Source organism: Stenotrophomonas sp. AS012628, from assembly GCF_010608305.1.
Lineage (GTDB): Bacteria > Pseudomonadota > Gammaproteobacteria > Xanthomonadales > Xanthomonadaceae > Stenotrophomonas > Stenotrophomonas geniculata.
The window spans coordinates 176084-195871 of the sequence record NZ_VMBJ01000001.1 but is presented as its reverse complement, the minus strand read 5'-3'; the positions used below and the strand labels follow the sequence as shown (position 1 = coordinate 195871).

General features: G+C 63.8%; 23 protein-coding genes and 1 pseudogene. 16 read left to right on the top strand and 8 right to left on the bottom strand.

Annotated features, from left to right (window positions below; genetic code table 11):
- Positions 1–37: 37 nt before the first annotated feature.
- Genes G5A07_RS00910 through G5A07_RS00900 form a run of 3 tightly spaced genes read left to right on the top strand, consistent with a single transcriptional unit; the run spans position 38 to position 2036 of the window.
- Complete coding sequence (locus tag G5A07_RS00910; RefSeq protein ID WP_019337472.1) at positions 38–661, top strand: sigma-70 family RNA polymerase sigma factor; 624 nt, start codon at positions 38–40, stop codon at positions 659–661.
- On the top strand, positions 658–1332 hold the full coding sequence (locus tag G5A07_RS00905) for a ChrR family anti-sigma-E factor (protein ID WP_019337473.1): 675 nt from the start codon (positions 658–660) through the stop codon (positions 1330–1332). The genes G5A07_RS00910 and G5A07_RS00905 overlap by 4 nt, the downstream gene beginning before the upstream one ends.
- An 11-nt stretch (positions 1333–1343) precedes the next feature.
- Positions 1344–2036: an oxidoreductase gene (locus tag G5A07_RS00900; RefSeq protein ID WP_049481247.1), complete on the top strand. Its 693-nt coding sequence runs from the start codon at positions 1344–1346 to the stop codon at positions 2034–2036.
- 2 nt (positions 2037–2038) lie between these two features.
- Here the strand turns inward: G5A07_RS00900 and G5A07_RS00895 are convergent, their stop codons facing one another.
- Genes G5A07_RS00895 through G5A07_RS00885 form a run of 3 tightly spaced genes read right to left on the bottom strand, consistent with a single transcriptional unit; the run spans position 2039 to position 7132 of the window.
- Positions 2039–4438 (bottom strand): response regulator, encoded by a 2400-nt coding sequence (locus tag G5A07_RS00895; protein WP_191862385.1) that lies wholly within the window; start codon positions 4436–4438, stop codon positions 2039–2041.
- Positions 4431–4898 carry a response regulator gene (locus tag G5A07_RS00890; RefSeq protein ID WP_010485778.1) on the bottom strand — a complete coding sequence of 156 codons (468 nt, stop codon included), beginning with the start codon at positions 4896–4898 and terminating at the stop codon, positions 4431–4433. The genes G5A07_RS00895 and G5A07_RS00890 overlap by 8 nt, the downstream gene beginning before the upstream one ends.
- Positions 4895–7132, bottom strand: a complete 2238-nt coding sequence (locus G5A07_RS00885) for an ATP-binding protein (RefSeq protein WP_191862383.1) — start codon at positions 7130–7132, stop codon at positions 4895–4897. The genes G5A07_RS00890 and G5A07_RS00885 overlap by 4 nt, the downstream gene beginning before the upstream one ends.
- 251 nt (positions 7133–7383) lie before the next feature.
- Here G5A07_RS00885 and G5A07_RS00880 point away from each other — a divergent pair, with 251 nt between their 5' ends.
- Positions 7384–7677: a hypothetical protein gene (locus G5A07_RS00880; RefSeq protein WP_010485774.1), complete on the top strand. Its 294-nt coding sequence runs from the start codon at positions 7384–7386 to the stop codon at positions 7675–7677.
- Positions 7678–7693: 16 nt separating this feature from the next.
- Here the strand turns inward: G5A07_RS00880 and G5A07_RS00875 are convergent, their stop codons facing one another.
- Both G5A07_RS00875 and G5A07_RS00870 read right to left on the bottom strand, forming a co-directional pair.
- On the bottom strand, positions 7694–8179 hold the full coding sequence (locus G5A07_RS00875) for a TspO/MBR family protein (RefSeq protein ID WP_029550759.1): 486 nt from the start codon (positions 8177–8179) through the stop codon (positions 7694–7696).
- A gap of 74 nt (positions 8180–8253) precedes the next feature.
- Complete coding sequence (locus G5A07_RS00870) at positions 8254–10449, bottom strand: hypothetical protein (RefSeq protein WP_191862382.1); 2196 nt, start codon at positions 10447–10449, stop codon at positions 8254–8256.
- 179 nt (positions 10450–10628) lie between these two features.
- On the opposite strand from G5A07_RS00870, the gene nudI reads away from it, so the two are divergent.
- Positions 10629–11060, top strand: coding sequence for a nucleoside triphosphatase NudI (gene nudI / locus G5A07_RS00865; RefSeq protein ID WP_191862380.1), 432 nt, complete (start codon positions 10629–10631; stop codon positions 11058–11060).
- 187 nt (positions 11061–11247) lie between these two features.
- Here nudI and G5A07_RS00860 read toward each other — a convergent pair whose 3' ends face one another.
- Positions 11248–11877 (bottom strand): DUF3693 domain-containing protein, encoded by a 630-nt coding sequence (locus G5A07_RS00860; RefSeq protein ID WP_191862378.1) that lies wholly within the window; start codon positions 11875–11877, stop codon positions 11248–11250.
- A 133-nt stretch (positions 11878–12010) separates the two neighbouring features.
- Between G5A07_RS00860 and G5A07_RS00855 the strand changes: the two genes are divergently transcribed.
- From G5A07_RS00855 to G5A07_RS00815, 10 genes are all read left to right on the top strand, one after another.
- Positions 12011–12295 (top strand): hypothetical protein, encoded by a 285-nt coding sequence (locus tag G5A07_RS00855; RefSeq protein WP_191862376.1) that lies wholly within the window; start codon positions 12011–12013, stop codon positions 12293–12295.
- Positions 12285–12407: a hypothetical protein gene (locus G5A07_RS22365; RefSeq protein WP_262405774.1), complete on the top strand. Its 123-nt coding sequence runs from the start codon at positions 12285–12287 to the stop codon at positions 12405–12407. Before G5A07_RS00855 ends, G5A07_RS22365 begins: the two co-directional genes overlap by 11 nt.
- The gene (locus tag G5A07_RS00850) at positions 12397–13452 is read left to right on the top strand and encodes a replication initiation factor domain-containing protein (RefSeq protein WP_191862374.1); all 1056 of its coding nucleotides are present in this window, start codon (positions 12397–12399) and stop codon (positions 13450–13452) included. The genes G5A07_RS22365 and G5A07_RS00850 overlap by 11 nt, the downstream gene beginning before the upstream one ends.
- Positions 13434–13712, top strand: coding sequence for a single-stranded DNA-binding protein (locus tag G5A07_RS00845; protein ID WP_191862372.1), 279 nt, complete (start codon positions 13434–13436; stop codon positions 13710–13712). The genes G5A07_RS00850 and G5A07_RS00845 overlap by 19 nt, the downstream gene beginning before the upstream one ends.
- 3 nt (positions 13713–13715) lie before the next feature.
- Positions 13716–13919 (top strand): hypothetical protein, encoded by a 204-nt coding sequence (locus tag G5A07_RS00840; RefSeq protein WP_065184837.1) that lies wholly within the window; start codon positions 13716–13718, stop codon positions 13917–13919.
- 8 nt (positions 13920–13927) lie between these two features.
- A complete protein-coding gene (locus G5A07_RS00835; RefSeq protein WP_191862370.1) occupies positions 13928–14158 on the top strand; it encodes a major capsid protein in 231 nt (76 codons plus the stop codon).
- An 80-nt stretch (positions 14159–14238) separates the two neighbouring features.
- Positions 14239–15699, top strand: a complete 1461-nt coding sequence (locus G5A07_RS00830; RefSeq protein WP_262405773.1) for a virulence factor TspB C-terminal domain-related protein — start codon at positions 14239–14241, stop codon at positions 15697–15699.
- A gap of 2 nt (positions 15700–15701) precedes the next feature.
- Positions 15702–16013 (top strand): DUF2523 family protein, encoded by a 312-nt coding sequence (locus tag G5A07_RS00825; RefSeq protein WP_071227375.1) that lies wholly within the window; start codon positions 15702–15704, stop codon positions 16011–16013.
- Position 16014: 1 nt separating this feature from the next.
- Positions 16015–17217 carry a zonular occludens toxin domain-containing protein gene (locus G5A07_RS00820; protein ID WP_191862368.1) on the top strand — a complete coding sequence of 401 codons (1203 nt, stop codon included), beginning with the start codon at positions 16015–16017 and terminating at the stop codon, positions 17215–17217.
- Entirely contained in the window at positions 17214–17840 is a 627-nt protein-coding gene (locus G5A07_RS00815) for a TraX family protein (RefSeq protein ID WP_191862367.1), read from the top strand. The genes G5A07_RS00820 and G5A07_RS00815 overlap by 4 nt, the downstream gene beginning before the upstream one ends.
- Before the next feature lie 96 nt (positions 17841–17936).
- Here G5A07_RS00815 and G5A07_RS00810 read toward each other — a convergent pair whose 3' ends face one another.
- Both G5A07_RS00810 and G5A07_RS00805 read right to left on the bottom strand, forming a co-directional pair.
- On the bottom strand, positions 17937–18377 hold the full coding sequence (locus G5A07_RS00810; protein WP_262405772.1) for a hypothetical protein: 441 nt from the start codon (positions 18375–18377) through the stop codon (positions 17937–17939).
- Between the two features lie 67 nt (positions 18378–18444).
- Entirely contained in the window at positions 18445–18783 is a 339-nt protein-coding gene (locus G5A07_RS00805) for a DUF3653 domain-containing protein (protein ID WP_191862366.1), read from the bottom strand.
- Between the two features lie 218 nt (positions 18784–19001).
- On the opposite strand from G5A07_RS00805, the pseudogene G5A07_RS00800 reads away from it, so the two are divergent.
- Positions 19002–19362: pseudogene (locus tag G5A07_RS00800) on the top strand (DUF3653 domain-containing protein).
- The last annotated feature ends 426 nt before the right edge of the window (positions 19363–19788 follow it).

The following is a 19788-nucleotide window of genomic DNA, read 5'->3' as shown; positions in this document are numbered from 1 at the left end:
CAGAGGACAGACCTTCACCCGCCCGCCGCGAACCCAGATGTACCCTGACGCCGCCAGCACACTCCTCAACTTCGATAGCGCACGCACCGTGTCCAGTTCCCAGCAGCCGAGCAGCGAGCCGACGAACTGGGCCGGTGACATGGACGGCGTGGCGCGGCTGCGCGACCGCGACTGTTTCATGCGGATCTACGATTACTTCATGCCGCGATTGTGCGTGTACCTGCGCGGCCTGGGTGCACCGGATGCGGTTGCCGAGGAACTGGCGCAGGAATGCCTGCTGCGCCTGTGGCTGCGAGCGGCCGACTACGATGCGGCCCAGGGCGCGCTGAGTACGTGGCTGTACCGGATTGCGCGGAACCTGCATATCGATCGCATCCGTCGCGAGCGAAGCTGGATGCAGGTGCAGTCAGCGGTGGAGGATGCTGCCACACTTGACGTGATCGAGCGCAGCAGCGCCGAGCAGTTCGCAGACCAGGCACGGCTGCGCCAGCGCATCAACGAGTTGCCCGCGGTGCAGGCGCGGCTGGTGCGGATGTCCTATTTCGAGGCCAAGAGCCACAGCGAGATCTCAGAGGCGCTGGGCATGCCGCTGGGGACGGTCAAATCACACCTGCGCCGCGCGTTTCTGCAACTACAGGCCAAAGTGGGAGGTGCGTCGTGAACCCGCATCACCACTTGCACGAATCCACCCTGATGAGCTATGCCGCCGGCGCGCTGCCGGCGCCATTGAGCATCGTGGCCGGTGCTCATCTGGAGCAGTGCCCGCATTGCCGTCACCGCCTGCGCGACGCAGAGGCGATCGGCTCGGTGCTGCTGGAGCAGACCCAGCCACCCGCAGCCGACACGCGACGCGAACAGCTGCGTGAGGCGATGCTGATGCAACTGGCCGCGGAAGCGCCGATGGCCATGGCTGGGGTCGCACGCCCCGTGCCGAAGGAGCGGCCCGAGGCCGATCCGGACCATCTTCCTGCTTCGCTTCACCCGTATTTCGGTGCGTCGCTCAGTGGCCTGCGCTGGCGCTGGATGGCGCCGGGTGTGCACTGCATCCGTGCAGAGCAGATGCCTTCGCTGATCATGCTGAAGATCGCCCCTGGCAAGTGCCTGCCGATGCACAGCCACGGCCGCAGCGAGCTGACCCAGATCCTGCGGGGCTCGTACAACGATGCGCTGGGGCTGTTCGCGCCCGGCGACGTGGCGGATCTGGATGAAGACGTGGAGCATCAGCCGGTGACTGCGCCCGGGGTTCCCTGCATCTGCGTGTCCGCCTTGGATGCGCCGTTGGTGTTCAGTGGCTGGCTGGCGCGGAAGATCCAGCGTTTCGTGAAACTCTAGCGGGGGCGACGATGGCCGGGACGGGCGCATTACGGATTCTGTTGACCGGTGCCGCAGGCCTGGTCGGGCAGGGTGTGGCGTTGGCTTGCCAACGCTCACCACATGTGTCCGGCCTGACAGCGCTGGTCCGCCACCCGGGAAGTCTGAGCGGTGCCGGCAGCGAACTGATCGTTCCGGACTTCCTGCGTATCCAGGGGCGGTTGGAAGAACTGGCCGGGTTCGATGCCTGCTTCTATTGCGCCGGCGCACCACCGGTCGGCACCACTGAGGCCGAATACCGGCGCGTGACCTTGGACACGACATTGGCGGTGGCCCGTGCCTGGGCGGCTGCGAATCCCGAAGGGTTTTTTTTGTATGTATCCGGTGCCGGTGCGGACCCTCGGAGCCGGCTGATGCCGTTGAGGATCAAGGGCGAGACCGAGGTCGCATTGCAGGCCCAGCCGGTGCGTACCGTGATGCTGCGCCCGGGCGGCGTGCGGCCGGTATCGGGAACCGGCACGCGCCACGCGGTGCTCAAGCCCTTGTACTGGGGTGGCGCGCCGTTGATGAAACTGGCTGGCGCACTCGTCCCTTCACTGGTCACCAGCAATCTGGCGGTGGGCCAGGCGATGATCGCACTGGCCGGAAGAGAGCATCCGCCTGCGACGGTGGAGTGCGCGGACATCAACCGGATCGCGGCAGGCATGCGTGATCCGGCCGCGTGAGCTCAGTGCGCGGCAGCGTCCAGCGCGGTGCGTACCGCCTGCGCAAGGTCACTGCGGGTAAACGGCTTCGGCAGCAGCGCTGGGAACCGCCCCTGACTGCCCACCGCTTCGTGGTCGCGTGGATAGCCCGATGTGAAAAGCACGGCAATTTCTGGCCAGCGCTCGCGGACCTCTCGGACCAGCTCCCAGCCCGACATGCCGGGCATCACCACGTCGGAGAACAGCAGGTCGACCCTGGTGTCCGGCCGCTCCAGCAACCTCAGCGCGGATGGTCCGTCATGCGCTTCCAGTACGCGGTAGCCCAGCAGGCGCAGTGAATCAACCGTGTGCGCGCGCACATCGTCGTTGTCCTCGGCCACCAGGACGGTTTCCTCGCGCGGCGCGTAACCGGCCAGGCCAACCTGCGGCGCACGTGCTTCGCAGGGCAGGGCCAGCGGTGAGCGCGGGAACATCATGGTGATACTGGTGCCGCCGCCTTCCACCGAATCGATCAGCACGTGGCCGCCGGACTGCTTGACGAAGCCATGCACCATCGACAGACCAAGCCCGGTGCCGCGGCCGACCTGCTTGGTAGTGAAGAACGGTTCGAACACGCGCGCCAGGGTAGCCGCGTCCATGCCGTGGCCGTTGTCGCGCACCCGCAGCATCACGTACTCGCCCGGCGTTGCATCCGGGAACAGGGCGGCGTAATCGTGGTCGAGGTGGCTGTTGTCGACCTCGATCACCAGCCGGCCGCCATGTGGCATCGCATCGCGGGCATTGACCGCCAGGTTCAGTACGGAGGCCTCCAGCTGGCTGACGTCGATCTCCACGCACCAGATGTCCTGCGCGCTGCGGATCTCCAGCTGCACCAGCTCACCCAGCGCACGCTGCAGCATGTCGTGCATGTCCAGCAGGCGCTCGTTGAGGTTGGCGGCCTGGCTGTGCAGCGGCTGGCGTCGGGCAAAGGCCAGCAGGCGCTGGGTCAGGCTGGCGGCACGGCCCACGCCCTTCAGCGCATTGTCCAGCGCACGGCTGACCATCGCACCGGGTTCGCCTGCGCGCTCGTTGAGCAGCATGGCGTGCTCAACGTTGCCGGAAATGACCGTAAGGATGTTGTTGAAATCATGCGCGATGCCGCCGGTGAGCTGGCCGACCGCCTCGATCTTCTGTGACTGGCGCAGCGCATGTTCAGCCTGCAGCCGCGCGGTGGTTTCCACCGCCTCGGAAACCACGGCTGTGACCACGCCTTCGGTATCCAGCAGCGGACGGAACGAGAAATCGAAGCTGCGCCGGCCGGTCGGGAGCTCCAGCTCCAGTGCATGCAACGAACTCCGGCCCTGTACGGCTGCGGCGACGGCCCGGTCGATCAGCGCGCCGATGCCATCGGTTGTGCCGAACCAGATCGATTCGCCAAAGCGCTGGCCAATGACGTCCCCCTTGTCTGCCAGCACCGCGGCCAGTGACGCGTCATTGGCATCAACCACGCGTCCGGACAGATCCAGCAGCACCTGATGCTGGAAGCTGGATTCGAAGATCGCCTGCAGGCGCCGCTTGCTGGCCCTCAGTTCGGTGGTGCGCGCCTGCACCTGTCGTTCGAGTACCTGGTTGTCCTCGCGCAGCGCCAGTTCGGCCTTCTTCAACAGTGAAACATCGCTGCCCATGCAGATGTAGCCGACCACGCTGCCATCGGTGGCTTGCTCAGGCACGCAGTCCATCTGCACGAACCGTGATTCGCCGCTGCGGTGGATCAGTTCGACCTGGAAGCTGGTGCGTTCGCCCCGCAATACCCGCTCCAGGCTGGGCAGGGCGTGCTCGAAGGCAGAAGTCCCGCTGACATCCCGTGCCGCGCGCCCCAACAGTTCTGCAAGGCTGAATCCGTGCCAGTCCAGAAACGCCTTGTTGGCAAACCGGTAGCGATGGTCCTTGTCCAACTGGGCGATCAGCGCCGGGACGGCATCGGTTACCTGCTGCAGCTGGGCCTGGCTTTCGTTCAGCGCGGCCTGCGCATTGGCCAGCTGGGTACGCTCGCGCGCCTCCTGGCGGGCGCGGCGGATCGCATCGGGCAAGCGTTGCAGGCGTTGCTTCACCACGTAGTCGCGCGCACCGCGCGTGAGTGCCTGTACCGCCAGTTCCTCGGTCAGCGTGCCGGAAACAAAGATGAAAGGCGTCTGCGGCACGCGTTCGCGTGCCAAGGCAAGTGCTGCGTCACCATCGAAGCCTGGCAGGACATGATCGGCGAGGATCACGTCAAACGCACGGTTGTCGATGGCCTCGATGAACGCATTGCGGGTCCACAGGCGCTCGGCCTCGAAGTCGAGGCCGGCGCGCTGCAACTGTGCGCTGATCAGCTCCGCATCAAGCGCGCTGTCCTCCAGCATGAGGATGCGCAGGCGCTCGCTGCGGCGCGATCCATCACGCATTGTGCTGCCCCGAGCCGTTGGGCCGATGCGGCGGCGGCTGGTTGGTGATGCCCCAGAACATGCCCAGCCCCTGGATGGCGTCGAAGAACTCCTTGAAGTCGACCGGCTTGACCACGAATGCGTTGACGCCCAGTTCGTAACTGCGAACCAGGTCCTGCTCTTCACGCGAAGAGGTCAGCATCACCACCGGCGTGCTGCTCAGATCCGGGTCGCTACGCACCTGTTCCAGCACCTCCAGGCCGTTGACCTTGGGCAGCTTCAGGTCCAGCAGCACCACCACCGGGCCGCCGTGCATGGCGCCGGCAAACTTGCCTTCGCAGCGCAGGTAGTCCAGCGCTTCGGCGCCGTCGCGTACATGGATGACATCGTTCAGCAACTGGCAGCGCGACAATGCGGCCAGAGTCAGCTCTGCATCCTTGGGGCTGTCCTCAACCAGGAGGATCGGCCGCAGGTCCCTCATGGGTGATCTCCTGTGGAACGGGGTAGGGTGAAGTGAATGGTGGCGCCCTTGCCGGGCTCGCCCTCGGCCCAGGTACGGCCGCCATGGCGGCTGATGATGCGGCGTACATTGGCCAGGCCGATGCCCGTGCCTTCGAACTCTTCGACGTGATGCAGGCGTTGGAACACGCCGAACAGCTTGTCGACGTAGCGCATGTCGAAGCCGCAGCCGTTGTCGCGCACGAAGAAGTGGTCTTCGTCGTCGCTGCGTTCGTGACCGACCTCGATAACAGCCTGGTCGCGCTCGCGGGTGAACTTGATCGCGTTGGCCAGCAGGTTCTGCCAGACCAGGCGCAGCATCGTCGGATCGGCTTCGACCTCCGGCAGCGGTGCGAGCGTCCACTGTACGTCGCGGCCGGCGTAGTCCAGGGCCAGGCTCCGGCGCACATCCTCGGCCAGCGCGGTCATGTCCATCCGCACACGCCCCAGGGTGGAGCGCCCCATCTGCGAGAAGCTGAGCAGGTCATCCACCAGTGTTCCGGCGGACTTGGCCGATTCCACGATCGTGTCCAGGAAGCGGCGCTCGGTATCGTTCAGGCGCTCGCCCGCCGAGCTGCCCAGCAGTTCGGAATAACCGACAATGTGACGGAACGGAGCGCGCAGGTCGTGGCTGACCGAGTAGGAGAAGGCTTCCAGTTCCTTGTTGCTGCGGAGCAGCTGCTCGTTCAGTTCGGCCATTTCCTCGGCCTTGCGCAACACGATATCGACGATGGCCGTGCGCATCTCGTGTGCCGCGTCGCAGTCAGCATCGCTCCACGGCAGGCTGCGCTGCTGCACGGTCTCCTTCCAGGCCTCGAACGAGTTGCGCGGAGACAGCGCCACGCCCGGTGCTGCTTCCTTGCGGGGATCGCCACCCCAGCGCACGGTGCGCACCACTTCCGGCCGGAACCACATCAGGTAACTGTCATGCAACTGCGAAATGGACACCGCCAGCACGCCGCTGGCTACGTCGGCCAGGTGCGCGGCAGGTGACCATTCGGCTGCCAGGTGATCGGTGCAGTAGGTTTCCTGGCCGGCCTGCTGCGTGGCCAGCCAATTCGCCAGGGCCAGCACGTCGCTGGCAGAAGGGCACTGGCCGACACGCAGGCAATCGCCCTTGTGCACGATCACCGCGCCGGCCGCGCCAGTCAGCGACAGCAGGCTGGCCTCGTCGTCGCGCAGCGCGGCCATGAAGTCCTCATCACCGGCCATGCGTGCCAGCAGCTTGACCAGCACAGAACGCCGGGCCACGCGCTCTTCGATCGCACGCGCACGCTCCTTCAACGCAATCTGCAGCGACAGGATCTGGCCCATGAACTCGCAGGCAGTGCGCACGTGGTAGGGCAGGCGGCGCGGCTGCACGGTGTGACAGGACACCAGGCCCCACAGCCGGCCTTCATGCACCAACGATACAGACATCGACGCACCGGTTCCCATGTTGCGCATGTAGTGCAGGTGTACCGGCGAGACGCTGCGCAGCACGGCCAGGCTCAGGTCGGTGGGCGGCGCGTCGCGATGGTCCTCGGCCCGCATCAGCGGGGCAGGGGTGTAGTTGTTGTCCGCAATCAGGCGGACCCGGTTGCGCCGATACAGTTCGCGGGCCTGCGCGGGAATGTCCGACTCAGGGAAGCGCAGGTCCAGGTAGGACGGCAACAGGCCGTTGCCATCCTCGGCCACCACGATGCCGTTCCAGCCGGCATCGAACTGATAGACCAGGGTGCGGTCAAAGCCGGTGAGCCGCCGCATGTGCGCGGCCGCAAGCCTGCACAGGTCTTCCACGGTCGCCGCCGATTCAATGCCGGTCATCAGCTCGCGGATGGCCGGATACAGTTCCTCCAGTGAGCCCGGTTGGCCGGGAACCGGTGCTTCCAGTTCGACCAGCAGATCGTTGGCGGAACGGTGCACCAGCAACTGATGCCGGCCGTGGCCATCCAGATGCACGGCACCGACATGTGCACTGCTGCCGATCACGGCCTGCTGGAACAGGCCCTGGAACGGCGCCAGCACGCCGCCAAACACCTCGCTGACATGCTGCGTCAACGGTTCGCCGAACTGCTGCAGCAGGCCGGGATGGCTGATGGCGCGCTCGCGCACCTGCAGGGACTGCGGTTCAACGACCAGGAGCACACCATAGGGCTGGATCGCGCCGGGGGTGTGGATCGGTTCGCGCGCGCAACTGGACAAGGCAGTGTCGTGCGCGGACTCAGCAGAAGGCATCAAGGGCGGGACTCATCATTCGTGGATGGCTGGAAAGGCCCAGTGGTACATCCGGTACCCCTCAATGGTGAAGCAAAATCATGCATTCGCCTACCAGTGTATGCGTGTGAAGCGTGCTTCTGTCCAAGCTGAATTCTTCATGTGGGGACGAGGTCGAGCACTTGCAGTTTTCGCGAAGAATACATCTCCGCTGCACATCAGCTCGACAGGTCATTGCCTAGAGTGGATCCACTTCCCTGAGCGACCGCCCCGTGAACCTGCAGCCCGCGCCCCTGTCCCCGTACCGCATGCTGGCTGACAGCTGCCAGTTCGAACTGCTGGATGTAGATGCGCTGCAGGATCCCGCCAGTGGCCGGCTGCTGCACCTGTACTCGCTGGTTGCCCGTTGCCTGTCCTGCGAGACGATCTTCAAGGCGGAAGAAGGGCGGGGCCTGGTCAGCCATACTGCGGCACGGGTGGTGCGGTGCCCCACCGGCTGCGGCCAGCAGGCATTCAAGCCGGCCCTGCTGCGGACCTGGCGCCCGCAGGCCATTGCCCAGGCGTGAGCGGCAGGCGACCTTGTCACAGCAGTCCGGGATTGGCTCGCCATACCGCAAAGTTGAGCGCCGAGGCGAACGAAATCCAGGCCAGGTAAGGGAGCAGCAGCACCCCCGCAATCGGGCGGGTGCGCGCGAACGTGACGATCGTCGCGCACACCAGCACAATCAATACAAGAATGTCGGCGAAGGCAAGCGCGCCCAGCCTCCAGCCGAAGAAGAGCCAGCTCCACAGTGCGTTGACGGCCAGCTGCACCAGATAGAGCACCAGCGCGGGTCGTGCCCCACGCCAGCCACGTTCGCGCCAGGCCAGCCACGCGGCAATCGCCATCATGGCGTAAAGCAGCGTCCACACCGGGCCAAAGACGCTGGCCGGTGGTGCCCACCCGGGGAGGGCAAGGGTGGCGTAGAAGGTGGCCGCCGATGTGGATGCCCACGCGCCCAGGGCGGCCGCCGCGAAGGTGATCGTCACCCATCCCAGAAGACCTGAAATCTGTGAACTCCGCTTCATACCGTACAGCTCCCTGATGCGCATGCTCCCGTATACGCACAGAGGCCGCGAATGGATGCAGGCTGCGGGCCTTCTCAGTCTGAAGAGCCGGCGGCGCTCGTGCCCTGGCTTGCCGGCAGCAGGGAAGGCTGTTGATCAAACCACTCACGTGCCTTGGACAGATGCCATTGGCGCCGGTCACCGTCCAGCTCGATGCCCGCACCCAGCAGTCCCCAGCGCAGGTAGAGATCGCCGCGTTTGCGCTGTTCCAGAAGATCCAGCCGCGCGCGTACCGACAGGCGATCATTCTCGGCCTGCAGTCCATCGATGACCAGATGGCCAGGGCGCCAGCGCAGCGTCGCCTGTGCCTGCACCTGGCCGGAATCGAGGAGGGACAGCGTCCAGCGTGGGTAGTCGGTGCGCTCTGCGAACAGCGCGAGCAACGGACGGGCATCGCTGAGATCCAGATCCGTGGTGGCGTCCACCTGGAATGGCGACTGCGCATCGATACGGCCGCGTTTGAAGGCCGCGCGGCCTTTCCAGGCGGTTGCGCGCTCCGTACCCGCCACCTGCACGTTGCGTAGCTCGACCGTGGTGCCGGACAGGTCGAAATGACGCTGGTTGAAGTCGCCCCGGCGCAGCGTTGCGTTCACGTCGACGTCGCCGCCCATGTCCAGCCCCGCCACCTTGGCACTGGCGTTGCGCCCCAACAGCCGGGCCGTGCCATGGCCAACGCGGCCATCGGTATCGAGGGTGGCATCACCGCTGAGTGAGCCGGTGCCGCGCAGCAGGCGCACCTGTTTTGAACCGAGATAACGGTTGTAGGCCGACAGATCTGGAATGGTGGCTTCGCTGAAGCTCAGGTGCGCGCGCACGCCCTTGCGCAGCTCCTGCAGGCGACCGTCGCCGGTCAGATCCAGCGCCAGATCACGACCATCGAACAGCCGAACGTCCTTGGCATCGGTGGGACGCGCGGTGAAGCGGGGCAGGCGGACGGCAAGCAGGGCCAGATTTGGAGCGCCTGACTTCAGTTCCCCGTGCGCGCTGGCGGCACCGGCAAGCCGGACGCCGGCGACCTCGGCAACTGCTTCGGCAGAGGGAATGTCCACCGTGCTGCCTTCGCTCAGCTCGCCGTTGCGCAGCCGCAGGTCGGCCTTCAGTGTGCCGCCGCCGTCCAGTTGCAGCCACGGCTTGCGGACGAACAGGGCAGGGATCCAGTTGAGTGAGGTGAACGTCCATTCGCCGCGCACCGTGCCGGAACTGCGCTCCAACAACTGAGCGAGGTCCTGGAAGGGGATATCACGGCCTGTGATGTGCAGGTCCGCGTCCACTTCGCTGCCTGAGCCGGGCTTTGGCGGCAGGCGGGCCTGCAGGCGCAGGTCGTTGGCCACGTTGAGCTGCAGGGCCAGCACGCCGCGATCGGGGGCGCCGTCACCCAGGTAGAGCGGCACCTGCCACAGCGCGTGGTCCCTGGGCTGCAGTTGGCCGTCGATCAGGTGCAGCGCCAGCTGCAGGCGGCCGGGCACGGGCGCGCTGGAGATCTTCGGCTTTGTGACATCCGTATCCATGCGCAGTCCCTGGCTGCGTGCATCAACGTCCAGCTGGGCATGCAGGATCTTCAGTTTGGCGAGCCCCGGCGCCTGGTCCCGGTAATGACGCGGATAGCTGAAGCGTGCGGCAAGGTTCATGTCATCCAGCACCTGCACGCCATCGAAGCTGGTGTCCGCACCCTTGAACGTGACGGTTGAATCGAGCAGTTCCGAGGGGCCACCGCGCAGCTGCTTGATGAAGCCGACCGTGCCCTGGCCCTTGCCGATGATCAGCAACTTGCCGAAACGGGCGCTGCGGATGCTGTCGCTGTGGATGGCATCGAAACGCAGCGTCCAGCCCTGGTCGCTGCGCGGGGGCGGCGGAATGGCCTCGTCAACGCGGCTGATCTCGGCCGATACGCCCGTGGCCTGCAGGCGCGGAACCCGCACTTCGCGCTGGAACAGCGGCAGGACTGCCAGCCTGGCGCTTGCCCGGTCGGCATGCAGCACGTAGACGGTGTGGTTGACGTGGCCGCGCATGTGCACGTTCCAGGCGATCACGTGGCCGGGCAGCAGGGTGATGGCCGGGCCCGTGGTCATCACGAACTTGTGTGGCTTGCGGTTGGTGACCTGGTCGAACAGTGGCGTGTTGAGGAAGATGTTGCCGGCCAGGAGGTAGGCAACATACAAGCCCAGCAGGATGTAGATGGCAATGCGCCGTCGCCGGGGCAGGTGATGTACGGGCGCAGGAGGAGGGGACATGAACCACTCGAACAACGAGGACCCCCGCACTATTGCGAAGTGACCGGCGGCAGCATGTGAAGCCGGCGCGCCGCTCAGATTCGTTGTGGCCTGCCACACTAAATCAATTGCAACCCATCGGGATGCCGCCGGGTTTCATACAATCCTTCCAGCACCTGTCCAGCATCAAGGAAGACCCTGTGAGACAACGCGTCATCGTATGCCCGCTGATCCAGAACCAGGGCGCCTATCTGCTGTGCCGCATGCCGTTGCACCGTGGTGCATTCCCAGGCCAATGGGCACTGTCCGGCGGCGGGCTGGGGCCCGACGAACGCATCGAGGAAGGCCTCCGTCGGGAGATCCGCGAAGAGCTGGGGCACGCACTGCAGATCGGTGCCGTTCAACCATGGACCTTCCGCGACGACATCCGCACCAAGCTCTATCCGGACGGTTCCAGCGAGCAGATTCACATGATCTACCTGATCTTCGACTGCGAGGCACGGAACCGTGACGTTACGATCAACGAAGAGTTTGATGCCCATGCCTGGGTGGAACCGAAGGATCTGGGTGCGTACGACCTCAATGCGGCAACCCGGATCACGCTTCTGGCGAAGGGGCTGCTTTCGAGCTAGTGCAGAAAGGGGCGCCAGGTTGAGATGGAGGGCCTGCGGCAGCGGACTGCCATAGACCATTAACGTGACGCGTCACGCCGGACGGAAATCACGTTCCCGTCATGGCAAGTGACCGGCCGATGCAATTGGAGGCGGGAGAACGATGAAGGTCCTGCTTTGGGCGCCTACAGCTTTGTTTGCCTTGCTGTCATTGAGAGCGTTGGCTTTCGTTGCCTATCAAGGACTGAATGGAGCCGCCTTTGAAGAGGAAGAGATCATTGTCGCGGGGGGCGGCTTGGTCTGCGGCTGGATCGCTTGGGTCATGTACAAGACCCTGATCGGACGATGGAGAAAGCCGTAGCTGCCAGGCCGCGAGGGGCAGGCTGGCTTCTTGGCTTGGCATAGCAAGGCCGGTGATTGAGGCGAACGGTACGCCAGCGTCCCCGGAGCTTTGAACATAATATACAGAATGCGGCTGATTGGAGCCGGAAAAGCCTTGTGAATCAATGGCTTTAGCGCGGGCGGCGCCTGGTGCTGCGAACACTACCAGCGCCAACACGGCGGCGACCGCGCTCAACCTGTCCAACATCGATTTCCACATGGCGCGTTCGGCAGGGGATTGCGCCCGTTCGGCGTGGATCTGAGCCGTCCAGTGGGGACCATCGAGCTTCGCCATCGCGCAGATTTGCGCAATTCGCTCATCTGAGATGGGCGCAAGGCTGTGCCGCCACTGGTGGATCGTCTGCCGTTTCAGGCCCACAGCCGTTGCTAACTCATTGTCTGAATTGAAATTGCAGCGCTCACGCGCCTGATCCAGCAGTTCGGCAATAGCGGTCATGTCAGATACTCGTTTGACAAGTTGTCAGGCAATCAGCTTACATCCTCCGCGTCAGATGCGTATCTGACGCCCGCCACCGGCACCCCAAGGCCGCTGGCGGGTTCCCTTGGGGGCTTGGGGCAGGGGAAGAGGGATGATCGATCCGTTCATTGCCTTCGTGCTGCTGGCGGCCATCGTGGCCGTTTCGATTGGCAGCGCAAAACTGGTTTCGTGGTGCCTCGACCGGCGTGGGGAGTCTGCCCGTCGCAGCGCACGCGAAGCCGCCTTCGTAGCCCAGGCACGCGCCGAACTGGCCGCAACCGGCTGGACCCCGGATCAGGAAACGCTCTATCAGGCCGAAATCGCTGCCACCAAGCGCGGCGATCTGCTGGCCGCTGCCCATTTTGCCGAGCAACGAGAGGCCGCCCATGTTCGCTGAGTTCATGCGTGATCCGCTTGTTGTTCTCGTGCTGGGCGGCGTGCTTCTTACCGGCTTCTATTGGTCGCTGGTGTTCGTCCTGCGCGGCAAAGGGGGGCGCAATGGCCGTTGATCGCGCTCGTTTCAGGATGGCTGTAGAGGGCGGGGCAGGGGGCTTTTCCCCGCTTTCGCCCGGTCAAAAGGGACAGCGGGCGGCGGCGGAGATTGGCCCGGGGAGTAACACGGGCCAAAAGGGTCAGGAAGACGCAATCATCGACTACCTGACCTTTGTGGTCCCGCTCTCCGCCCTTGAAGAAGTCAACTGCAAGAAGCTGGACCTCTTGCTGTTCCGCATTTTCGGCTTCCGTGGCGAAGTGGTTGCCGGTGCGATTCGTGAGAAGAGCTGGAACTTCTACGAGCAGTCGGCGGTGTTGATCGATCGCGAAAACGAAGTCGTTGGCCGGGTGGGCATTGGCGGCAAGAAGAACACCGTGTGCATCAGCCTCACCGGCATGGGCTGCAAGTGGATTCGTGACCGCGCCCGCATCTACAAGCAGCTGTCCATGCTTGATGGGAAGATCACCCGCGTTGACTGCGCGCACGACGACTATGAAGGCGAACGCCTGGACGTGCATGCGCTCCGCGAGGTTGCTGCTCAGGGTGGCTTCACCGAAGGCGGATGCCCACCACGTCACCGCTTCATTTCCGATGAAGGCCACAACACCGGCTGCACGCTGTACGTGGGCGGCAAAGGCCACAAGGAACTGTGCGTATACGAAAAGGGCAAGGCCGAAGGCCTGTCGTCGTCTCGCTGGGTACGGGCAGAAGTGCGCCTGTACGGCAAGCACATGGAAATCCCGTTGGATGTGCTGCTGAACCCCGGCGCATACCTGCGCGGTTCGTACAGCGCGTTGCAGAACCTTATTACGGGCGTGTGCACGCGACTGCGCACGCTGCAAAAGCAAGTGGAAACCTCTGTCGAAGCCGGTATTGAGTGGGCGCATCGACAGGTAGGGCCATTCCTCAACGTCCTTCGCGGAGCGCTCGGCGATTCATGGGCCGACTTCGCAGAGAGCCGCATCCTCCGTGACGGTCACCCCGGACGGTTTCGCGGTATTGCCAAGGGTGAACCACTCCATCGCTATGTGAGGGAAGAACTATGCCTATCTGCCGCGTGAAGTCCGCTGCCGTCGAAGAACGGCACAACAGCAAGACCAACACCATCAATCGCTCGCAGACCGTTGGCCTCGACCTGGGCAACGGCTTCGAGCTGCCGTTCCGTGTCGGCCTCGGCTCGCGCCCGCCGTACACCCCGGGTGAGTACGACATTGACCCGCAGTCCTTCGCACTGAGCCAGTACGGCGATCTGGTGCTGAAGCGTTACGTCGACCTCGTACCGCTGCAGGCGAAGGCCGCAGCTGTTCCGGCGAAGCCGTAAGCCATGGCCGTGCTGATCCCTGCTTGCCGCGAAGCCGACTTGGACACGGCTACGGGGACCTGCACGGCTGTGATCTGGATTCCTCAGCCGGCACTGCTGCCGGAACTGCCGATTGAGGATGCACAGGCCATCGGCGCGAAGATCGCGCTCCTGTGGGCTGTTGCGTACGTGTTCCGGCTCATTCGCAAAAAAATCGAACAGTCCTAGGAGGACACATGCAGAAGATGTTGAAGGCCCTGAAGGGCAAGGGTGCCGCGCTGGCGGCTGTCGGCACCGCCGCGCTGGTTTCGGCTCCGGCGTTCGCGTCGGGCGGTGGTGGCGTGGACGTGGGCCCCGTGGTCACGTCCATCAATGGCGCGCTCGGCCCGGTCGGCCAGATCGGCGCTGCTGTGCTGTTGGTGCTGGTCGGCATCAAGGTCTACAAGTGGGTGCGCCGCGCGATGTAACGGCAACCGGGGGGCAGGGCCGACTCCCTCCCCCCGGTCTTCTAACGCCCTGGACAGGGCAGGGGGCTTGGGATGGAAGGGTGGATCTGGCTGTGCGCATGGCTGGTGGCCTGCGCGATCATTTTTGTGGACTTCAACTGATGCACTGGCTTGCACGCGTGTTCGCCTCCGCGATTGCCAGGCGTATCGCCTATGTGCTGATAGCATTGATTCTTGGCTGGCTCGGGCTGGGCGAGGCTCATGCTCAGACCAAGAATTGCCGCAGCGAGGCAGCTCAATGTTCTGTAGGTGAAGCCGATGCGCAGTGCCAGGCATTCGTCCCGCCGATTAAGACAGGATTCCGTAGTAACAGCCGCAAGCAATGTGTTCACGTTGGTGGGCCTAATGCGGGATACACCGAGATGAATTACTGGCAGATTCAGGCCAGCACCGGTGTCGAACAAGGCCCCTTTAATGAGGGCAACTGGTACTGGGTGAACAAGTGTTCTTCGGAGCCTGAGTACACAGGTACTGGCCCTTGGGCTAGCAGTGGGGCCGCGAAGAACGGGAGCATCGGTTGCCGCAACGGATGCGATGGTGCGTGGTATAGCAACGGCGATGGCAGCAAGACGTGGACCGCAACCGGCAGCATCTGTCCTGCGAATGAAGAGTCAAACTGTAATGCAATGGGATCCGGCTACTTTTGGAACGCATTGCTTAGGGTTTGCGAGCCGACTAACGATGGAAAGTGTCCCAACGGTGCAAAACCAAACTCTCTTGGTCAGTGCGCGCCTGAGCCCTGCCCGGAAGGAATGACGCAGCAGCAGGATGGCACCTGCAAGAAGAAAGAGAACGAGTGCCCTGCGGGTCAGGTTCGTTCACCTGATGGCAAGTGCCTTCCCGGCGACGGACAGTGCGCAAAGGGTGAGGTGCGCGGCCAGGACGGGACCTGCAAGAAGGACGCCGACAACGACGGCAATCCCGATCCAGTGAACGAAGAGTCTTTCAGCGGTGGCGACGATTGTAGCGCGCCGCCTTCGTGTAGCGGGTCGCCGATCATGTGCGGTCAGGCGCGTATTCAATGGCGCATCGACTGCAACACGCGCAAGAACCGGAACATCGCGGGCGGCAATTGTGCATCCATGCCGATCTGCACGGGGGAGAAGTGCGACGCGATGGAGTACGCCGGCCTTCTAATGCAGTGGCGGTCGGCCTGTGCGCTGGAAAAGATGGCGCAGGGCAGTGGCAATGGAGGCGGCGATAACGCTGATGTCAAGGCGATTCGTGACGCCCTGACCGGCACCGGCGGCGCAGTCACAACGGCACCGGATCGGCCTAGCTCTGATGTATGGGCGCCGCGTAGCGGCACGCCGGTGAAGCCTGACACGGGCGGATACGGCTGGGGGCGGGCCTGTCCGCAGCCGCCGAGCTTTGAAGTGTTCGGAAATGTCATCCAGATCAACACAGCGCCGCTCTGCAACTGGTTGATTCTCGGTGGCTACTTCGTGATGGGGCTCGCCGCCCTAGCTTCGCTTCGCATCATCGCATCTAGGGACGCTTGATCATGCCAATGCTGATTAGCACGCTGCTGACGGCGCTCGCCGCGCTGTTCCGTTCTAAGTGGGGCCCATGGGTTGCAGAGGCCATGGTCTGGCTGGGGTTGTCCTGGGCAACCAACGAATTCTTGGTTCAGCCTTGGATTGATCAAATGGAACAGGCGATGCGCGCGGGTGCGCCCGGCGGTGAGTTCGGCGCGTTGGTCGTTGCTTACGCGGGACTCATGAAGTTCGACGTGGCCTGCACCATGATCGCCTCGGCGGCGACCGCGAAGTTCGCTGTGGGTGCCGCAAAAACGTTCCTGACGAAGCGGACCTGACATGCCTATCGAACTGTTCACCGGTCAGCCGGGAAATGGAAAAACGGCGCTGATGATGGAGCGCCTTGTCGCCGAAGCAAAGGCGGCTAGCCGGCCTATATTCGCTGCTGGGATCGATGGACTTGACCCCGGCCTTGCGACTGTTCTGGATGATCCGCGCCACTGGAATAACAAGGACGCAGAGGGGAACTACATCGTCCCAGATGGGTCGCTGATCTTTGTCGATGAGGCGTGGAAGTGGTTCGGGCACCTTCATGACGCGACGCGCCAGCAGACGCCGCGCCATGTTCTCGAGCTGGCTGAGCATCGCCATCGTGGGCTGGACTTCGTATGGACCACGCAGCAGCCGAACCAGCTGTATCCGTTTGTGCGCGGCCTGATCGGATCACACGCGCACGTGGTCCGTCGCTTCGGCACAAAGATGCTCGACGTCTACCGCTGGGGTGAGTTGAACGAAGAAATCAAATCGCTGGCGAAGCGCGACATGGCGCAGCGCACGACCCGGTTGCTGCCCTCGCAGGTCTTCGGTCAGTACAAGTCTGCTGAGGTACACACGATCAAGGCCCGCATTCCCTTCAAGGTGATGTTGTTGCCGGTGCTGGCGGTTGCTGCCATCGTTTTCGCCTATCTGGCATACACGTCACTTCGTCCCTCCAGCTTCGCCGGTGGCGAGGGGAAAGAGGGGACGCAATCGGCGTCAGCCGATGCGGCCCCTTCGCCCTTCCGTCCAGCGGGAGCCAAGGAAGATGCGCCGCGTTGGCCGACTGCCGCTGCATATGCCAAGGATCACTTGCCGCGCATCAGCACCATGCCCTGGACAGCGCCGGTCTTTGATGAGCGGCAAGCGCGTTCGGATCCGCAGTTGGTGTGTATGTCGTCGCTGGAAGGGCTGGATGCGCAGGGCGTGCGGCAGGAGGCCAGCTGCCGGTGTCTGACGGAGCAGGGCACCGCATATGAGTTGAGTCAGCCGGAATGCCGCACGCTGGCTCGGAACGGCCCGGTCTATAACCCCTATCGAGAGCGTTTAGAAGAGCGCAGCACTCAGCGTGTTGAGGATCTCGATCGATCTCGGTCGGTTGCAGCAACGGGACGTGTCGGGGGTGTTGCCCAGCACGTTGAACGTTCCATGGGCACGTTTCCAGAGTCGCCGTCCTATCGATCTGATTCCTACATGACCACGGCGCCGGGGCCGAACAAGCTGTGACCAGCAGCGCACGCGAGTTGTTGAAGTGGCTAGCCGTGATCCTCATGACCGGGGATCACGTCGCCAAGGTCATTTACGGTGGGTATGTGCCAGGTATCAGCGAAGCGGGGCGGGTGGCCTTTCCGCTGTTCGCATTGGTGATGGCCTACAACCTCGCACAGCCCGGTGCGGATGTGGGTAAGTCTGTCCGCAGGCTCGCGCTGTGGGGTGTCATCGCGCAGCCGGTGCACGCGGTGGCTTTCGGTTACTGGTTGCCCCTCAACATCTTGCTTACCTTCTCGCTGTCTGCATTGGTGATCTATGCGGTTGAGCGGCGCGAAAGTGCGGTGGTCGTGATGGCCGCGGGAGTGCTGCCGTTGGTCGTGGATTATCAATGGGCCGGGGTAGGGTTCGTGTTGCTGGCGTGGCTGGCCTTCCATCGGCGCCAGCACTGGCTGTTGGTTCCGGCGTTCGCCGCGATCTGCTGGTTCAACGGCAACCTGTGGGCGCTGGCGGCGATTCCGGTGGCAGTGAGTCTGTCCCGGGTGGCGTGGCCGGTCCCGCGTGGCCGGTGGGCTTTCTATGTTTACTACGTGGCCCACCTTGCGTGCATGGGGCTGCTGGCGCCTATACTGCGGCCATGAGCCTGCGCCGATACCTCGACATTCACTACTGGATTGCCCGATGGATGGACCGGGCGTTCGACCGTCAGCACAAGCGCGAGCGGCCCTAACTCTCCGTCAGCATGGGTCGTTGGGACGATCTCGCCATCCACCCTCAATGCGCTCGAATCTGCGCCCCTGAATGCAGCGTTCACCAGGTTTAAGCGGCTGCGGAGCGGGATCTGCGGCGGGCAGGGTGATCACGCGCGGTTGCGGCGCTGCTTGCTGCAAGGCCTCCCTAAACTCTTGATCAAACTTCTGCATGTCTGCCTTGAATTGCGCCTCTTCCTTGGCAGTCATCGGACGCGTTAGTTCGCGCGTCATAGCGGCGGCCTGTCGGCGGGCATTCCACTCGATAAGGCCCATCGCGATCGCGATTAGCAGGGCAGCGCCAACGCCCATATAAATCCACGGTGATGTCGGCTCGGTTCGCCGGATCGGTCGCGAGCGGTCGCTGCGAAAATGCACGTCGTGCAGGTCTGGCTTTCCGAAGGTCGGTTCGTGTCGTTCGCGTTCCATACGGCCCCCAAGGCGTCCTGCGCGCATTGTAGCCGGGGTGTAGGGGCAGCGCCCCTACGGAAGCGCCTCACACGCGCTGGCGGCGTTTCGGCCCCGGTACCGGCAGGACTGCCGCTGGTGGTTCGGCGTCGGGCCCAGCCATCGCCACCGGTGACCGCTTTTTCTGGCGCTGTGCCAAGGCATCGGAGAGGCTCACCACGCTGGCAGCGTTGAAGGACAAGGGTTTTCGGGGCTTGCCGATCGCGCGGCCGCTCTCCATCATTCGACGCCATTCCTGCGCTTGCGCAGCGGTGAGCGACAGCCAGGCCAGATCTTGTGGTTCCAGCTCGCGGCCCTCGGGTGTGACCAGTCGGCCACCCTTAAACGAAAAACCGGCCCAAGGGCCGGTCAGTTTCCGATCACGCACGATCAGGCTCCATGCCAGAGTAGGTGCCGGGGCAGCGGCAAGAGACGTGCCAGCCACCCCAAGATGATCTGAACATAATATACATTATGCGAAATGTTGCGTGTCTGCCGAGCCGTTCGGCGTGGAGCTGCTTTCGTCGGTTCCGCCTGGCAATGGCTCCAACTGTGGCTTGGCTCTTGCCTTCCTGTTAGCTCCCCCGACAAGGATGAGATTGCAGCATGAGCAAGATCGATCCCCATGATCGCATCGACCTGACCGGCCCTTGGGTCGGTTTTGGATTCCAAGGTGGGACACATGTTTACTCCCGAAGGTCATCAGCTGGAGCCATGCGACATGGCCTGGTGGTCCCTGACCTGCAACATCGCACGGGAATGGCGACTGATGATGGCCAATGCGGCTCCTCGGGCCTCAGCCTCCCGAAGAGCTTCCGCCACGGCGAAATCTAGCGTCATCTACCTAGCCGAAGCCCTTAGAATTCGCCGAGAACGGCGGTTCGTCGTGGGTGACCCGGGTTCCGACGCCGGGGCGTCCAATGTTGTCTACATGAGTCGTGGGCCGAGGCCCCGCCAGCGCGTGTAAGGCGCCTCCGTAGGGGCGCCGCCCCTACACCCCGGCTACAATGCACGCAGGACACCTTGGGGGACGCATGGAGCGCGAACGACCGGTTTATCTTCCACCCATCCAGCGCAGTCGCTGGAACTATCCATGGCTGAGTGCTGGGATTCTTACGCTGTTGAGCCTTGCAACGATTGGCTTCCTGATGCTGGACCGCACTAACAGCGCGTGGAATGAGCGATTTCTGAGCAATCACGGTGCAGCCGAGCGACAGGTGCAGGAGTTGTCAGTACGGCCCGAGACTGAAACAGGGCCGACAGTCGCCGTCCTTGCCGAAATCAAGGCGCGTCGCGAGCAAGCTGACGCGGCGGCTCGAGGACAACGGAATGGGCTGCGGTGCATCAATGGCATGATTTTCCGTCGCATCGAAGGTGGGTGGGAGAACCTTCC

Coding starts and splice junctions, on each gene's coding strand:
- G5A07_RS00850 (WP_191862374.1), top strand. CDS start 12,397: ATGGCCGTTGATCGCGCTCGTTTCAGGATGGCTGTAGAGGGCGGGGCA.
- G5A07_RS00810 (WP_262405772.1), bottom strand. CDS start 18,377: ATGGAACGCGAACGACACGAACCGACCTTCGGAAAGCCAGACCTGCAC.
- G5A07_RS00855 (WP_191862376.1), top strand. CDS start 12,011: ATGATCGATCCGTTCATTGCCTTCGTGCTGCTGGCGGCCATCGTGGCC.
- G5A07_RS00845 (WP_191862372.1), top strand. CDS start 13,434: ATGCCTATCTGCCGCGTGAAGTCCGCTGCCGTCGAAGAACGGCACAAC.
- G5A07_RS00910 (WP_019337472.1), top strand. CDS start 38: ATGTACCCTGACGCCGCCAGCACACTCCTCAACTTCGATAGCGCACGC.
- G5A07_RS00900 (WP_049481247.1), top strand. CDS start 1,344: ATGGCCGGGACGGGCGCATTACGGATTCTGTTGACCGGTGCCGCAGGC.
- G5A07_RS00820 (WP_191862368.1), top strand. CDS start 16,015: ATGCCTATCGAACTGTTCACCGGTCAGCCGGGAAATGGAAAAACGGCG.
- G5A07_RS00895 (WP_191862385.1), bottom strand. CDS start 4,438: ATGCGTGATGGATCGCGCCGCAGCGAGCGCCTGCGCATCCTCATGCTG.
- G5A07_RS00840 (WP_065184837.1), top strand. CDS start 13,716: ATGGCCGTGCTGATCCCTGCTTGCCGCGAAGCCGACTTGGACACGGCT.
- G5A07_RS00860 (WP_191862378.1), bottom strand. CDS start 11,877: ATGACCGCTATTGCCGAACTGCTGGATCAGGCGCGTGAGCGCTGCAAT.
- G5A07_RS00825 (WP_071227375.1), top strand. CDS start 15,702: ATGCCAATGCTGATTAGCACGCTGCTGACGGCGCTCGCCGCGCTGTTC.
- G5A07_RS00870 (WP_191862382.1), bottom strand. CDS start 10,449: ATGTCCCCTCCTCCTGCGCCCGTACATCACCTGCCCCGGCGACGGCGC.
- G5A07_RS00885 (WP_191862383.1), bottom strand. CDS start 7,132: ATGCCTTCTGCTGAGTCCGCGCACGACACTGCCTTGTCCAGTTGCGCG.
- G5A07_RS22365 (WP_262405774.1), top strand. CDS start 12,285: ATGTTCGCTGAGTTCATGCGTGATCCGCTTGTTGTTCTCGTGCTGGGC.
- G5A07_RS00890 (WP_010485778.1), bottom strand. CDS start 4,898: ATGAGGGACCTGCGGCCGATCCTCCTGGTTGAGGACAGCCCCAAGGAT.
- G5A07_RS00875 (WP_029550759.1), bottom strand. CDS start 8,179: ATGAAGCGGAGTTCACAGATTTCAGGTCTTCTGGGATGGGTGACGATC.
- G5A07_RS00835 (WP_191862370.1), top strand. CDS start 13,928: ATGCAGAAGATGTTGAAGGCCCTGAAGGGCAAGGGTGCCGCGCTGGCG.